Annotated in this window: 11 protein-coding genes; 1 reads left to right on the forward strand and 10 read right to left on the reverse strand. The window is 66.7% G+C overall.

Features of this window, described 5'->3' with window-relative positions; all coding sequences use genetic code 11:
* Nucleotides 1-6 precede the first annotated feature (6 nt).
* The 4 genes from ACW179_RS19335 to ACW179_RS19350 all read right to left on the reverse strand — a co-directional run bounded on the left by ACW179_RS19335 (nt 7) and on the right by ACW179_RS19350 (nt 6,051).
* Nucleotides 7-2,304: a glycoside hydrolase family 3 N-terminal domain-containing protein gene (locus ACW179_RS19335; RefSeq protein WP_492061140.1), complete on the reverse strand. Its 2,298-nt coding sequence runs from the start codon at nt 2,302-2,304 to the stop codon at nt 7-9.
* A 68-nt stretch (nt 2,305-2,372) separates the two neighbouring features.
* Complete coding sequence (locus ACW179_RS19340; RefSeq protein WP_492061141.1) at nt 2,373-3,713, reverse strand: dicarboxylate/amino acid:cation symporter; 1,341 nt, start codon at nt 3,711-3,713, stop codon at nt 2,373-2,375.
* Between the two features lie 100 nt (nt 3,714-3,813).
* Nucleotides 3,814-4,581, reverse strand: a complete 768-nt coding sequence (locus tag ACW179_RS19345) for a hypothetical protein (RefSeq protein ID WP_492061143.1) — start codon at nt 4,579-4,581, stop codon at nt 3,814-3,816.
* A 120-nt stretch (nt 4,582-4,701) separates the two neighbouring features.
* Nucleotides 4,702-6,051, reverse strand: a complete 1,350-nt coding sequence (locus ACW179_RS19350) for a sugar MFS transporter (protein WP_492061145.1) — start codon at nt 6,049-6,051, stop codon at nt 4,702-4,704.
* A 251-nt stretch (nt 6,052-6,302) separates the two neighbouring features.
* Between ACW179_RS19350 and ACW179_RS19355 the strand changes: the two genes are divergently transcribed.
* Nucleotides 6,303-6,428, forward strand: coding sequence for a hypothetical protein (locus ACW179_RS19355; protein ID WP_492061147.1), 126 nt, complete (start codon nt 6,303-6,305; stop codon nt 6,426-6,428).
* A gap of 22 nt (nt 6,429-6,450) precedes the next feature.
* On the opposite strand, the gene ACW179_RS19360 is transcribed toward ACW179_RS19355, so the two are convergent.
* From ACW179_RS19360 to ACW179_RS19385, 6 genes are all read right to left on the reverse strand, one after another.
* Nucleotides 6,451-8,364: a hypothetical protein gene (locus tag ACW179_RS19360; RefSeq protein WP_492061149.1), complete on the reverse strand. Its 1,914-nt coding sequence runs from the start codon at nt 8,362-8,364 to the stop codon at nt 6,451-6,453.
* On the reverse strand, nt 8,361-8,789 hold the full coding sequence (locus ACW179_RS19365; protein ID WP_492061151.1) for a GtrA family protein: 429 nt from the start codon (nt 8,787-8,789) through the stop codon (nt 8,361-8,363). The genes ACW179_RS19360 and ACW179_RS19365 overlap by 4 nt, the downstream gene beginning before the upstream one ends.
* A 2-nt stretch (nt 8,790-8,791) precedes the next feature.
* Complete coding sequence (locus tag ACW179_RS19370) at nt 8,792-10,291, reverse strand: NAD(P)/FAD-dependent oxidoreductase (protein ID WP_492061153.1); 1,500 nt, start codon at nt 10,289-10,291, stop codon at nt 8,792-8,794.
* A 102-nt stretch (nt 10,292-10,393) separates the two neighbouring features.
* Nucleotides 10,394-11,323 carry a zinc metalloprotease HtpX gene (htpX, locus tag ACW179_RS19375; RefSeq protein WP_492061155.1) on the reverse strand — a complete coding sequence of 310 codons (930 nt, stop codon included), beginning with the start codon at nt 11,321-11,323 and terminating at the stop codon, nt 10,394-10,396.
* Between the two features lie 11 nt (nt 11,324-11,334).
* The gene (locus ACW179_RS19380) at nt 11,335-11,679 is read right to left on the reverse strand and encodes a TFIIB-type zinc ribbon-containing protein (RefSeq protein ID WP_492061157.1); all 345 of its coding nucleotides are present in this window, start codon (nt 11,677-11,679) and stop codon (nt 11,335-11,337) included.
* A 237-nt stretch (nt 11,680-11,916) separates the two neighbouring features.
* Entirely contained in the window at nt 11,917-13,701 is a 1,785-nt protein-coding gene (locus tag ACW179_RS19385) for a DUF885 domain-containing protein (protein ID WP_492061159.1), read from the reverse strand.
* Nucleotides 13,702-13,772 lie beyond the last annotated feature (71 nt).

The following is a 13,772-nucleotide window of genomic DNA, read 5'->3' on the forward strand; positions in this document are numbered from 1 at the left end:
CGCCCCCTACCCCGCCAGCAGCTCGAAGCTACCCACCAGGCCATCCACCGACGAATTGGCCACCCACACATCGAACAGCCCCGGCTCGACGGTCCAGCGGTCGCCTTCGCCGACGAACATCAACTGATCGCGCTTGATCTCGAACTTCACCTCACGGCTGGCACCGGGGGCCAGGGCCACGCGCTGGAAGCCTTTGAGCTCGCGCGAGGGCCTCGTGCGGCTGGCCACGCGATCACGGATATAGAGCTGAACCACATGCTCGCCATGCACCGCGCCGGTGTTGGTCAGGCGAGCGGCCACGTGCAACGTGTCGTCCCAACGTAGTTGGGGCGCGCTGAGCTTCAGGTCGCTGAGCCCGAAGGTGGTGTAGCCCAGGCCAAAGCCGAACGGATACAGGGCCTCATTGCGGATCGAGCGCCAGCGGGCCTTGTATTCCTGGCCGTTCGGATCGGCCGGCGCCGGGCGGCCGGTGGGGCGGCCATTGTAGAAAAAGGGCTGCTGGCCACTTTCCAGCGGAAAGCTGACCGGCAGGCGCGCCGACGGATTGACCGCCCCGAACAGCACGTCGGCCACGGCATTGCCCATTTCGCTGCCCAGAAACCAGGTGGCCAGGATGGCGCGGGCGTCGCGCACAACGCCCTCCAGCGCGATGGCCCGGCCATGGCGCAGCAGCACCACGACAGGCTTGCCGGTGGCGGCTATGGCTTCTGCCAGGCGCTGCTGGACGGCCGGGATGCGGATGTCGGTGCGCGACTTGGCCTCGCCGGTCATGTCTTCGCTTTCGCCGACGGCCAGCAGCACGATATCGGCGGCCTGGGCGGCGGCCACCGCCCGTTCGAACCCGCCGGCCAGGGTGGTTTCCACCTCGCAGCCGCGCTCGACGATCAAGCTGGCCGGATCAGCCAGGGCGGCGCGAACGCCGGTGGCAAGATCGACGTTCAGGCGACGGTCAGCGAAAAAGCCGCCCCAGGCGCCCAGCACATTGTCGCGGTCATCGGCGAAGGGGCCGATCAGGGCCAGACGCTTGCCCGCGCGCGGCAAAGGCAGGATCGCCCCCTCATTGCGCAGCAGCACGATCGACTTGGCGCCGGATTCCCGGCTCAACTGGCGCAGGGCCGGCGTTGCCGTGCGGGCGGCCTCGGTCTTGGGGTTGATCGAGCGATAGGGGTTGTCGAACAGGCCCAGGGCTTCCTTGATCGCCAGCACCCGGCGCACCGACGCGTCGACCCTGGCCATCGGAACAGCCCCTGAAGCGGTCAGTTCGGGCAGGTAGCGCAGATAGAGGCCGCTCTGCATGCTGATGTCGATGCCGGCCAGGATCGCCAGCCGCGCCGCGTCGCGCTCATCCGTCGCATAGCCGTGGGCCACCAGTTCCTGGTCGGCGGTGTAGTCGGAAATGACCACGCCCTTGAAACCCCACTCGCCGCGCAGCACGTCGGTCAGCAGCCGCCTGTCGGCGGTGGCGGGCACGCCGTTGATGTCGTTGAACGCCGACATGGTGGCCAGGGCACCGGCGGCAAAGGCCGCCTGGAACGGCGGCAGGTGCACCTCGCGCAGCGTGGCTTCCGACAGCTCGACCGAGTTGTACTCCATGCCCGCCGTCACCGCGCCATAGGCGGCGAAGTGTTTGGGCGTGGCCAGCATGGCATCGTCGGCCTTGAGGTCCTTGCCCTGGAAGCCTCGCACCCGGGCCTCGGCCAGCACCTGGCCCAGATAGACGTCCTCGCCCGCGCCCTCGGCCACCCGGCCCCAGCGCTGGTCGCGGGCCACGTCAACCATCGGCGCGAAGGTCCAGTGCAGGCCAGAGGCGCTGGCCTCCGAGGCCGCCGCCCGGGCCGTACGCTCGCACAGATGCGGGTCAAAGCTGGCGCTTTCGCCCAGCGGGATCGGGAACACCGTCTTGAAGCCGTGGATCACGTCGGCGGCGAAGACCAGCGGGATCTTCAGGCGCGAACCTTCGACGGCGGCCCTCTGGGCCTCCAGCGCCCCGGCGGTCCCCATGCCGTTCATCAACACCCCGATCCGGCCGGCCCGGATCTCCGACAGCAGCGTCTGGGCGTTGCGGATATTGACCAGCGGGTTCATGTCGCCGAACGGCGGGCGGATCATGTCGGCAAAGCAGGATAGCTGTCCCGCCTTCTCCTCGATGGTCATCTGGGCCAGCAGGGCCTCGATCCGGTCGGAGGCGCGGTTGGCGGCGTGGACCGGACCGGTGATCGAGAAGCCGGCCAGGGCTGCGGCCCCGGCGAGCATGGACCGACGGCTCGGCCCATCGCGGCCGTCTTCACTCGCCTTCGACACCATCGATTCCCTTTGCCACGCCCGGAAACGGCAAACTCGCCGCTAAAGGCCGGGCGCGCAACAGGGCTCGCCTATTCGGTGGCCGCCAGCGCCTCGGTGGGAACGCGGCCCGCATTATAGACTTCAAGATCCAGAATGCCCTCGCGCTTGGCGACGATGGTCGGGACAAGGGCCTGACCGGCCACGTTCACCGCCGTGCGGCCCATATCCAGGATCGGGTCGATGGCCAGCAGCAGGCCAACGCCTTCCAGAGGCAAGCCCAGGGTCGACAGGGTCAGGGTCAGCATCACGGTAGCGCCGGTCAGACCCGCCGTGGCGGCCGAACCGATCACCGAGACGAAGACGATCAGGAAATAGTCGGAAAGGCCCAGCTGCAGGCCGAAGAACTGGGCCACGAAGATTGCCGAGATGGCCGGGTAAATGGCTGCGCAGCCGTCCATCTTGGTGGTCGCGCCCAGGGGCACTGCAAAAGCCGAATAGGCGCGCGGCACGCCCAGGCTGTGCTCGGTCACCGCTTCGGTCACCGGCAGGGTGCCGACCGACGAGCGCGAGACAAAGCCCAGCTGGATCGCGGGCCAGGCACCGGCGAAGAACTTCAACGGATTGAGGCCGTTGGTCGCCAACAGCACCGGGTAGACGACGAACAGCACCAGGGCCAGGCCGATATAGATGGCACCGGTGAAGGCCCCCAGCTGGCCCAACGTGGTCCAGCCATATTGCGCCACGGCGTTGCCCAGCAGGCCGATGGTGCCGATGGGCGTCAGGCGGATCACCCAGGACAGCACCTTGCGCACGACGACCAGGGCCGAGGCGTTGAAGGCCAGAAAGCCCTTGCCCGCCTCGCCGGCCTTCAGCGCCGCGACGCCGGCCACCAGGGCGATGACCAGGATCTGCAGCACATTGAACGACAGCGAGGTCTTGGCCACGCCCGCGTCATTGATCGAGGTCGAGGCGTTCAGGCCCAGGATGTTGGAGGGCACCAGCCCTGTCAGGAAGTCGAGCCACGAGCCATTGGTCTTGGGGGCATGGGCTGCGGTGGCGGCGACGCTGGTGTGCAGGCCCGGTTGCAGGATCAGGCCCAGCGCAATGCCGATCAGCACGGCGATCAAGGCGGTGACCGCGAACCAGAACAGGGTGCGCCAGACCAGCCGGGCGGCGTTCTGAAGTTGAGCCAGATTGGCGATGCTGGCGACGATGGCCGTAAAGACCAGCGGCGGCACCAGGGTGCGCAGCAACTGCACGAAGATCGAGCCGATCTGGCGCAGGGTCTCTGCCAGAACGAAACCCGCCTCGCCCTTGGCCGGACCCAACTCGCGGGCCAGCAGGCCCAGGCCCAGGCCGATGACCATGGCGATGAGCACCTGGAAGCCGAAACCGCTGATGAAGCGGGTCTTGGTGGGAGCGGCGGCCATGATCGATCCTGGAACGAAATTCAGCAGGCAATGTCGTGCGGATAGGTGGGAATTTCCAGCACGCTTTTCCGAGATCGTCTTCAGGAAAGCTACAAGCCTGCTATCTGGCGAAAACGAGATCGGACCAGCGCCAGTCGCGGGCGCCCAGCACAAGGCGCGGCGCGCTGGCCCCGTCTCTCAAGGACAGAACCACCAGACCCCGAACGCGTTCCTGGCGACAGGCTTCGGGGGCGAAGGCGATCTCCAGGATGATCACCTGCCGCACGCCCGCCAGACCCTTGCCGTCCTGGCTGCCGCCCCGGATCCAATCGCCGTTCCAGACCATCACCGCCTTGCCCGCCGCATTGGCCTGGGCGTGGGCCTGGGCGACGGCGGCCTGGACGCGGGCGTTGCGCCGAAGGGCGGCCTGGATCAGGCCCGGCATGTCGCAGGCACCCTCGCCGCGTCCCTCGCCCTGCCCGGCTCCGGCTGATCCGTTTCCCGCGGTCGCCGCCCCAACCAATTCGGAATCGCCCAGCGCCAGAATGGGGGCCGGCACCGGCCTGGGACTGGCCGGAAGCGGCTCGACATCGGTTGGAACGAAGGTGGGGCGCAACGGACTGCGCGGCGCAGGCGCGGGCGCTGAAGGCGGTTGGGCGTTCGGTCGCGGCGCGGGCCGGATGACGGGGGGCAAGGGCGGCGGCGGATCCGGCGTCATCGACACCAGGATCGGCGCCGAGGCCCGCTCAGGGCGCGGATCAGCCTGCGCGCCGAGCAGGGCCGCAACCAGCAGGCCGTGGGCGAGAAGACTGACGGCCGTGGCCCGCCACCAGACGCGCCTCACCTTGCGAGGGGGCGCGACGGTGCTCAGGGGTTCATCCAGACGCATTGAGGCAAAGGCCCACGGCTCCGCGTCAGGATCGTGGCGCCCGTTCAAACAGCAAGACGCCCGCCAACACGCCAGGAAGGCGCGCGGGCGGGCGTCCGCTAGAGCGTCAGGTCAGGGCGGTCAGTGACCGCTGGAGACCCCCTCGGCGATTTCATGCACCGGTGCCTTGCGGGCCGCGAAAGCGAACCACAACACATAGACGTAGCAGACCAGCGCGGCGATGAAGCCCATCGAGATCGAACCGGTCATTTCCTCAAGCTTCGCGAAGGCCAGCGGCAGGATCGCACCGCCCGCAATGGCCATGCACAGCAGGCCGGAGGTCGCCGAGGTGGGCGCCGACGAGCGTTGCAGCGTCAGGGTGAAGATGGTCGGGAACATGATCGAGTTGAACAGGCCGATCAGCAGCGCCGCGAAGGCCGGGATCAGACCGCTGGTCATCGGCGCAGAGGCCAGCAGCAGATTGATCGTGCCGGCGTGGGGGGTCGGGACCATGTCCTTGGTCAGGATCACGACCAGACACAGGGCAATGGCACCCACAGCCACGAAGGCCAGCAGGAGGTAGTCCTTCACCACCTTCAGCAGGGCCGAGCCGCCAAAGCGGCCGATCATCGCGAACACCATGTAGAAGGTGGTCAGCTTGCCGGCCTGTTCGGACGAGATGTCGAGGATGCGGGTCTGCTCCAGGAACAGCAGCAGGTGCAGCGAGATCGCGACTTCAGCGCCGACATAAAGGAAGATGCCGATGGCACCGAGGTTGGCCCACTTCGAGGTCAGAGCGGTGAAGGGGTTGACCAGCTGGCCGGTCTTGGGCGCGGCGTCCGTGATCTTCTGGCGAACCATGAAGATCAGCAGGATGAACAGGGCCAGGCCGAGGCCGATGGCCAGATAGACGTTGGACACAAAGCCCAGGGCCTGCTCGCGCATGGCCTGGGTGATGACGACGTCCTTCTCGAAGATCTCGCCCTTGAGCAGGAAGTTCGCGCCGAACCAGAGCCCGCAGGCGGCGCCCAGCGAGTTGAAGGCCTGGGACAGGTTGAGGCGGAACGACGCCTCTTCCGGCTTGCCCAACGAGGCGATCAGCGGATTGGCGGCCACTTGCAGCAGGGTGACGCCGGAGGCCATCACGAACAGGCCGACCAGGAACACGCCGAAAGTGTGCAGCTTGGCCGCCAGAATGGCGATGAAGCAGCCGGCGACGATACCGCCGAGGCCGACCATCACCGACTTGGCGTAGCCGATCTTCGACAACAGCGCCGCCGAAGGCATGGACATCACGAAATAGGCGATGAAGAAGGCGAAGCCCGTCAGGCTGGCCTCAACGGGAGTCAGGGTGAAGACCGTCTTCATGGTCTTCAGCAGCGGGTCCAGCAGGTTGGTGACCAGCGCCCAGATAAAGAACAGGCAGGTGACATAGACGACGGCCAGGAGAACGCCCTTGCCCGTCTTGGTGGAGATGGCGGAGTCAGACATCAATCAGCCCTCGTTCCGCTGCGACCGGCGATCCGCCGGCCCGTTGAAGCGCGCGCCAAGCTTTCGCGCACCGACACCCATGCCTGTCATTTTTTCACTCCCTATCCGTCTTAGCAGAACGGTATATTATATTCCGCTCAAACGTGACAACGTTGTCAACAGAAAGTGTCGAAAAAGGGGAAAACAGAGCACTATCAGACGGGAACTAAGATGTCTCCCGGGCCTTCCAGGACTAGATGGGGAGAGCTGTCATGACGTCGTTGTTCATCATCGTCACATCAGGACTTTTCGCACTTGTCGCCCTGATCGGAGTGCTCGATCTGCTCGTGCATCTGGCCAGCAAGGCGGCCAAAGTTCTACTTGCGTCAAAGGCTTGAAGACGCCGGACAGCCCGGCGCTTCAGCCTCCTGCGCAGGGAATCACGGCGTAGCGCTGCGCCGTCAGCCAGCCGGTTCCCTGGGGTCCGACCAGCTCAAGGGCGTAGGGCGCGCCAGGGGTCCATTCCCGCGCCTTGAGGGCCGGATCCATCGGCGCCGGGTCGGTCCTGGGCCAGACGATCCAGGCCGGGGCGTCGGCATATTCGCAAAACCCCTCGATTCTGGCCCAGCTGGGCCTGGCCGGACGCGAATCGGCCATCGTCTGAGGCTCGAGCCAGTCCCGCCCGATCAGGCCGGTCTGCCCAAGGCGGTCGACGCGGTCCTTCAGCGACACCGCCAGGGGTCGCGAGAAGACGACGCCGGCGCCCTGCATCTTGCTGGCCCAGCTGGGGCGTCCCGCCAGAACCCACGGCTCCATGTCTCCGGCCAGCCAGAGCACCTCGCCCGGACGTGAGGCCATCAGGGCGCGCAAAGCCGGGTCCCCGCCCCTGTCGCGAAACTTCACATAGGCGGAGCGATCATCCCACAGCCCCGCCGCCAGCACCGCCAGGGCCAGGCTCAGCGTGACCAGCACGGCCGGCCGAGGCGAAGCCAAGCCTCGCGCCAGCCAGACGCCGACCGTCAAGGCCACGACGACACCGGGCAAACCGCTATTCCAGACCAGGCCCAGACTAAACGGCCAGGCCGGCGGCAAGCCGCTCATGGCCGTGTGGAGGGCAAAACTGCGCGTGAGCAGACAAAGCCCAACCGCAACGAGGATCACCGCGATTGCGACACGCGTGATCACCAGCGGGCGGCTCCAGTTGATCCGGGGGGCAAGCGCCAGATAGGCCGCGACGACCGCCGCGACGCCCAGACCGACAACACCGCGCTCCATAAACAGCCAGCCGCTAACCAGCGCGGCAAGCGCGATCATCCCCCAGGCACCGCGCCTTGGCAGCTCGACCACCGCCAGGGCCAGACTGCCCGCCGCCAGCAGGGCCATCGGCTCCAGCATCCGCCAGGTCTGGACCTGAAGCACCAGCAGCAGGGACGCGCCGTCGCCCAGGACAGCCAGAACAATCACGCCCAGCGCGCCGGCCAAAAGGGCACCGACGGCCAGTGATCGGGCCTTGCCCGTCAGCAGGCTGACACTGACGGCCAGGGTCGCCATCTGGACGGCCAGCCGGGTCCAGGTCTGCAGGGGCCAATGGGCCGTGAACAGGATCGGGCTGCGCGCCTCGACCAGGGCGCGCCACACGGGGTCCATCGGGACCAGCAGGCGGTCGGCCAGCGGCAGCTTGGCCACTGCCATGGCCAGCACCGCCACACCTCCCGCAAGGCCGGCCCACAGCCAGCGGCGATCCTCGACACACAGGGCCAGATACACCGCCGCCAGGCCGCACAGGCCCATGATCGGATGGAAGACCATCGCCAGCCCATGCAGCGCGAAGGCCACGAGGCGCCGGTTCACCAGGAACGCGGCCATGCCCGCCATGCTCGCCGCCTCGGCCAGACCTCTGGGAACCGCGAAGGGTTCGCCAAAACTGATGACGTTCAGGGGACCGTAATAGGGCGGCAGCACGACGATGAAGACCAGAACCGCCCACCGCACGCCCGGGCTTCTGTCGGCCACCAGTCGGCTGACCAGAAGGGCCAGCGCCGCAAACCACAGGGTCAGCGTCAATCCAACCGTGAGCAGAGAGGCGTTCGAAAGCCCCAGCAGCGCGATCAGGCGACTGAGCAGCGGCGTGTAGATGCTGAAGCCAAACTGCCCATCGTGGATGAACATCAGATCCCGGCCGATCCCGGCAGGATCCAGCTTGGCCAGGGCGTCAGCGACATAGAGCCGCCCGTCATGCCGCACGCCCTGATAGGCGCGGCTGAGCGCAAACAGACTGAAGGCCGCCAGGATCGCCCACCAGGCCTGGCCGGCCCCGGCACTCCGCCTGTTCAAGGCCGGTGATCGGGCGCGCTGAACAGCAGGCCCCGTCGCACAAAAAAATTGAACAGAAAGACCAGTCCCGCCGTCGGAAGCTTCGCCAGCGGCGGCTCAAGGCCGATCAACGACACCCAGAACGCCATCAGCACCTGGGTCAGGATCAGGCCGGCAAGGCCGATGGCCAGAAAGCCGGCGAACTCGCGCCGCCGGTCATCGACCACCCGGTTCTGAAATACCATCGAGACGCTGAGACCATAGGCCACCGCGATGCCGGCGCAGAAGCCCACAGCAGTGGCCACCAGATAGTGCGCCCCCAGGTCGATCAGAACCACCATCAGAGCCGCGTCCACCGACAGGGCCGCCGCGCTGGCCAGGCCATAGGCCAGCAGTTCGCGCAGGCTCAGCGGCAGGCGATGATACAGGCCCAGCAGCCGGTTCATGATCAGGCGGCGACCTTGCGTGGCACGGCGCGCTCGCTGCGCAGGGCCTCACGGGCGCCCGAAACGCCAGCCTCGCCATATTCGGCGTCTTCGTTGACGTCCCAGACATTGTGGACGGTCTCGCCGGCCAGGATGTTCTCGGCGGTCAGGATGCCCGTCATCATGGCGTGGTCCTGATTGTTGTACTTGTGCATGCCGTTGCGGCCCACCAGGTGCAGGCCCGGGAAGTGCATCTTCAGGTCCATGCGGATCATCTTGATGTGCTCGGCATAGGCGTCGTCATAGACCGGATAGGCCTTGTGCTGGCGCACCACGCAGGCGTCATAGACATCCTCCGGCGCCATCAGGCCGATCTTGCCGATCTCGCGCTTGGCCTGGGCCACCAGGTCCTCGTCGCTCGACACCCACAGGCCGTCGCCCTCAAAGCAGAAGTATTCGAGACCCAGGCAGGTGGAGACGCCGTCCGGGATCATTTCCGGCGACCACGAGCGGAAGTTCTGCACCCGGCCCACCTTCACCGACGGGTCGTGAATATAGATCCAGTTGTCGGGCAGCTCCTTCTGCGGCGAGCCGATCAGGACCACCGTGATGAAGTCGCGATACATCAGCTCGCCGGCATGGAAGAGGCTGATCGGCGTGGGGCTGATCGCGCTCATCAGCTCGCGGATCGGGGCCGAGGAGACCACGTCGCTGGCGGTGAAGGTCTCGCGGGTCCCGTCCTGGCAGGCCACATTGACCGTCCAGATTCGAGCCACCTTGTCGTAATGCAGACCTTCGACCTTGCGGCCCATCAGGACCTCGCCGCCCAGGGCGGTGATCTTTTCGGCGCAGGCCTCCCACATCATGCCGGGGCCCTTGCGGGGGTAACGGAAGCTTTCGATCAGGGTCTTGGGCGCGCCCTCGCCGGTCCTGGCGCGGATCCCCAGCGAGCGCTTGACGCCGTCGATGATCGCCGCGCCCAGGTCCAGCCCCTTGATGCGCTGGCTGGCCCAGTCGGCCGAGATCTCGTCGCAGCTCATGCCCCACACCTTTTCGGTGTAGGTCTTGAAGAAGATCGAGAACAGTTTCTCGCCGAACTGGTTGCGCACCCACTGGTGGAAGGTGGCCGGGTCCTGGATCGGCTTGAACTTGGCCCAGCCGAACGAGGCCATGCACTTGGCCGCCGTCCAGACGCCCAGATTGCCCAGGGCCTCGAAGGCCTTCAGCGGATAGGCGTAGAACTTTTCGCGGTAATAGATGCGCGACAGGCGGGGCCGGTCGATGAAGTCGTCGGGCAGGATCTCGTTCCAGAGGTCAACGACCTCCCTGGACTTCGAGAAGAACCGGTGGCCGCCGATATCGAACTTGAAGCCCTTGTAGTCCACCGTGCGGCTGATGCCGCCCACATAGACCGGGTCCATTTCCAGCACGGTGACACCCCGCCCGGCCTTGGCCAGGGTATAGGCGGTGGTCAGCCCTGCGGGGCCGGCTCCAATCACCAGGGTCTCGACGTGCTGGGCCATGTCCATTCCAATCCCGTTTCGGAACAGAATGGCGGCCTGTGGTTAAGGCTGGGGCGCCAGACATGGTGAATCGGCGTTAATTATGAACGCCGGGGACGGCCCCTAGCTCCAGGGACCTACTCGGCGCGGCGCGCTGACCGGAACAGCCGTGCGGGCGCCCGCCCGGCGCGTCCCCTGCCCCACACCCAGCGCCAAAAGCGCCTCGACGCGGTTGTGGGTGGCCGGGTGGGTCGAGAACAGGTTGTCGGCACCCTGGCCGTTCAGCGGGTTGATGATGAACATGTGGGCCGTGGCCGGATTGCGCTCGGCCTCGTGGTTCACCGCCCCGCCGCGGGCATAGGCCTCGATCTTCTGCAGCGCGCGGGCCAGGGCAGCGGGGTCGCCACCGATCTGGGCGCCGACGCGGTCGGCCTCATATTCGCGCGAGCGGCTGATGGCCATCTGCACCAGCATGGCGGCGATGGGCGCCAGGATGGCGATGGCGATGGCGCCGATGATGCCGCCGGGGCGATCCTCGTCGCGCGAGCCGCCGAAAAAGAACGCAAAATTGGCCAGGGCCGAAATAGCGCCGGCGATGGTGGCCGTGACCGTCATGGTCAGGGTGTCGCGGTTCTTCACGTGGGCCAGCTCATGGGCCATGACGCCGGCGATCTCGTCGCGGTCCAGCATGGCCAGCAGGCCGGTTGTGGCGGCCACGGCGGCGTGGTCGGGATCACGCCCCGTGGCGAAGGCGTTGGGCTGGTCGTTGTCCATCACGCAGATGCGCGGACGCGGCAGGCCCGCCCGGTCGGCCATGGCCTTCACGTCGATCACATAATCGCGGATGCGCCGGTCAGGGTGGGTCTCGTCGACCTCGACCGCGCCATAGGTACGCAGCACGATCTTGTCGGCGTTCCAGTAGGAATAGGCGTTCAGACCCAGGGCAAAGACCAGCGCGACCAGCATGCCGGTCGCGCCGCCGATCAGGAAGCCCGCCCCCATGAACAGGGCCGTCAGCCCGGCCAGCAGCATGTAGGTCTTGAGGTGGTTCATGGCCGTGTCTGTCAGTCGAAGATGTCGAACAGGTCGAAGCGCTTCTTCTTGTGGTGACCGTGCTGGCCGTAGCGGTGACGGTCGTCGTCGTCCTTGTAGCGGCGCGGTTCGTCATAACGATGCTGCGGCGGCGCATAGCTTGGCTGCGGCGGGGCCTGGTACTGGGTTTGCTGACGCGGCGGCGGCTGGGGCGCGGCCGAGGCCTGCGCGTCCTCACGCTCCAGCGCCATCAGCTTTTCAAGCTCACCGCGATCCAGCCACACGCCCCGGCACTTGGGGCACATGTCGAACTCGACGCCGGCGCGATTCACGGCCTGCATCGAACCATCGCAGTTGGGGCACATCAGAAGCGGCATACGGTCGTTTCCCTATCCAGACTGGATGGGTGTTCTCGACATCGATTCCGGCACCGAGGGGGGGGGAGGGGGACAACCGGACCCAGACATCGAGAACACCCGATGCGGTCCGACATCACGAGTGCTTGCTTCACTCGTCAGAGGGGCCCGGCCCGCGACTAAGCAGTTGGGAACCCGCCAAACCGGTTTCAAGGGCTCTCGTGGCAAGTTTTTACGTGAGAGCCCTCTTTTTTCAGATCAGCCCTGCCAGGCGTCGAGCACACGATCCAGAACCGTCAGCGGCACGGGGCCGACCAGCAGGCCCGCGTCGTGGAACCGGCGGATATCGAACCTGGCCCCCAGCCGGGCCTGGGCGCGCTCGCGAGCCTTGACCCAGACGGTATGACCCACCTTGTACGAGCAGGCTTGGGCCGGGTTGGCGCAATAACGCTCGACCTCGCTGGTGATCCGGCCTTCCGGCTCGCCGCCGGTGTCCATCATGTAGGCGATGGCCTTCTCGCGGCTCCAGCCCTTGGTGTGGATGCCGGTGTCGACGACGCAACGGGCAGCGCGGAACAGGCGGGCCTGATACATACCCAGCAGACCCAGCTCGTCCTGGTCATAAACCCCCATCTCCATGGCAACCTGCTCGGCATACAGCGCCCAGCCCTCGGTATTGGCCGAGAAGCCCATGTTCTGGCGCAGGCGCGGCAGGTTGCTTTCGGCCACCAGGGCCAGCTGGAAGTGATGGCCGGGTGCCGCCTCGTGATAGGTCAGGGTCGGCAGCGACCAGCGCGGACGGTCAGCCGTGTCGCGCAGGTTGATGTAGAAGGCTCCGGGCCGCGAGCCGTCCAGGGCCGGGCGTTCGTAATAGCCCCCTGCCGCGCCCGCCTCGGTATAGGCCGGGATGCGTCGCACCTCGACGGGGGTCTTGGGTGTCACCCCGAACCATTGCGGCAGCTTGGGCGCGAGGTCGGCAATCAGCCTGTTGCAGTAGGCCAGCATCTGGGCGCGGCCTTCGTCATTATTGGGATAGGTCTGGGTCGGATCGGTGTTCAGCGAGGCCACGCGCGCGCCGACGCTGCCCTGGGTCAGGCCGCGCTTTTTCAGGATGGCGTCCATCCTGGCGCTGATTTCGGCACCCTCCTCCAGCCCCAAACGGTGAACCTCGTCGGGGGTCTTGTCGGTGGTGGTGTAGATCTTCAGCGCCGCCGCATAGAACGCCTCGCCGTCCTTCAGGCGTCCGATCCCCGCCTCGTGGGTGGCCTTGGCGCGCGCGGCCTTCAGCACCTCGATCTGGCGGTCCAGTGCCGGATGGACCGTGCCGCTCAGCACCGCCGCCGCCCTGCCCTCATAGTCGCCGTAGGGCTTGGCGCGACGGACCAGGGACGCCACCAGCACATTCCTGTCGGCCGGCAGGTCGCGGAACTTGCCCAATTGGGCGATGGCCTTGTCCAGCATGAAGTCCGCCGGGATCACGCCCTTGCCGGCGTCAGCGGCGAACCGCTCGCTCTCCTGGTCCAGCACGACGGCAAAGGCCGCCATGCGGGCCAGATAGGTCTCGGCATCGGCCGACGATTCGATCTTGTGCTTGGTGTCCAGGAAGCCCGGCGTCGACGAATAGGCCCCGTAGTACTGGGTGACGACATAGGGCTGGTTGATGTTGCCAAAGTCGAACACCCCGGCCGCCGCCCGGCTTTCGTACTGGAACATCGCGGTGTCGTAGTTCACCGCGTCGTCGCCGGAGAGCGCCTTGCGGTCGATGGCCTTCAGGCGCTTGACCCGCTCGGCGGGCTTGGCGCGATCCCTGATCCAGCCGGCGATCGAGCGATCCCCCAGCTTTGAGCGGGCGTCAGCGTGGGCGCCGGTGTCCAGGCCCAGATTGGTGGCCTGGACGGGGCTGTCGGTCAGGTCTTCATCGAAGAAGGCGTCAAACAGCGTGTACAGCTGGGTCTTTGCGTCGGCCGCCTGGGCAGGCAGCGCGGTCGAGAACGCGGCTGCCGCGCCTCCCATCATGATCTGACGACGGTCGAACCTGGACATAACGCCCCCTTGCACCGATGCGTCCCGCGCGGTGGCGCAGGTCAGGCAGGATCAGTCGCGCGCTACGGGTG

The sequence above is a fragment of the Caulobacter sp. AVps18 genome, assembly GCF_058681425.1.

What these genes read in the sequence shown, in the direction of transcription:
- htpX (WP_492061155.1), bottom strand. Translation starts at nt 11,323, where the DNA reads ATGAACCACCTCAAGACCTACATGCTGCTGGCCGGGCTGACGGCCCTG.
- ACW179_RS19350 (WP_492061145.1), bottom strand. Translation starts at nt 6,051, where the DNA reads ATGTCTGACTCCGCCATCTCCACCAAGACGGGCAAGGGCGTTCTCCTG.
- ACW179_RS19335 (WP_492061140.1), bottom strand. Translation starts at nt 2,304, where the DNA reads ATGGTGTCGAAGGCGAGTGAAGACGGCCGCGATGGGCCGAGCCGTCGG.
- ACW179_RS19340 (WP_492061141.1), bottom strand. Translation starts at nt 3,713, where the DNA reads ATGGCCGCCGCTCCCACCAAGACCCGCTTCATCAGCGGTTTCGGCTTC.
- ACW179_RS19365 (WP_492061151.1), bottom strand. Translation starts at nt 8,789, where the DNA reads ATGAACCGGCTGCTGGGCCTGTATCATCGCCTGCCGCTGAGCCTGCGC.
- ACW179_RS19345 (WP_492061143.1), bottom strand. Translation starts at nt 4,581, where the DNA reads ATGCGTCTGGATGAACCCCTGAGCACCGTCGCGCCCCCTCGCAAGGTG.
- ACW179_RS19380 (WP_492061157.1), bottom strand. Translation starts at nt 11,679, where the DNA reads ATGCCGCTTCTGATGTGCCCCAACTGCGATGGTTCGATGCAGGCCGTG.
- ACW179_RS19385 (WP_492061159.1), bottom strand. Translation starts at nt 13,701, where the DNA reads ATGTCCAGGTTCGACCGTCGTCAGATCATGATGGGAGGCGCGGCAGCC.
- ACW179_RS19355 (WP_492061147.1), top strand. Translation starts at nt 6,303, where the DNA reads ATGACGTCGTTGTTCATCATCGTCACATCAGGACTTTTCGCACTTGTC.
- ACW179_RS19370 (WP_492061153.1), bottom strand. Translation starts at nt 10,291, where the DNA reads ATGGCCCAGCACGTCGAGACCCTGGTGATTGGAGCCGGCCCCGCAGGG.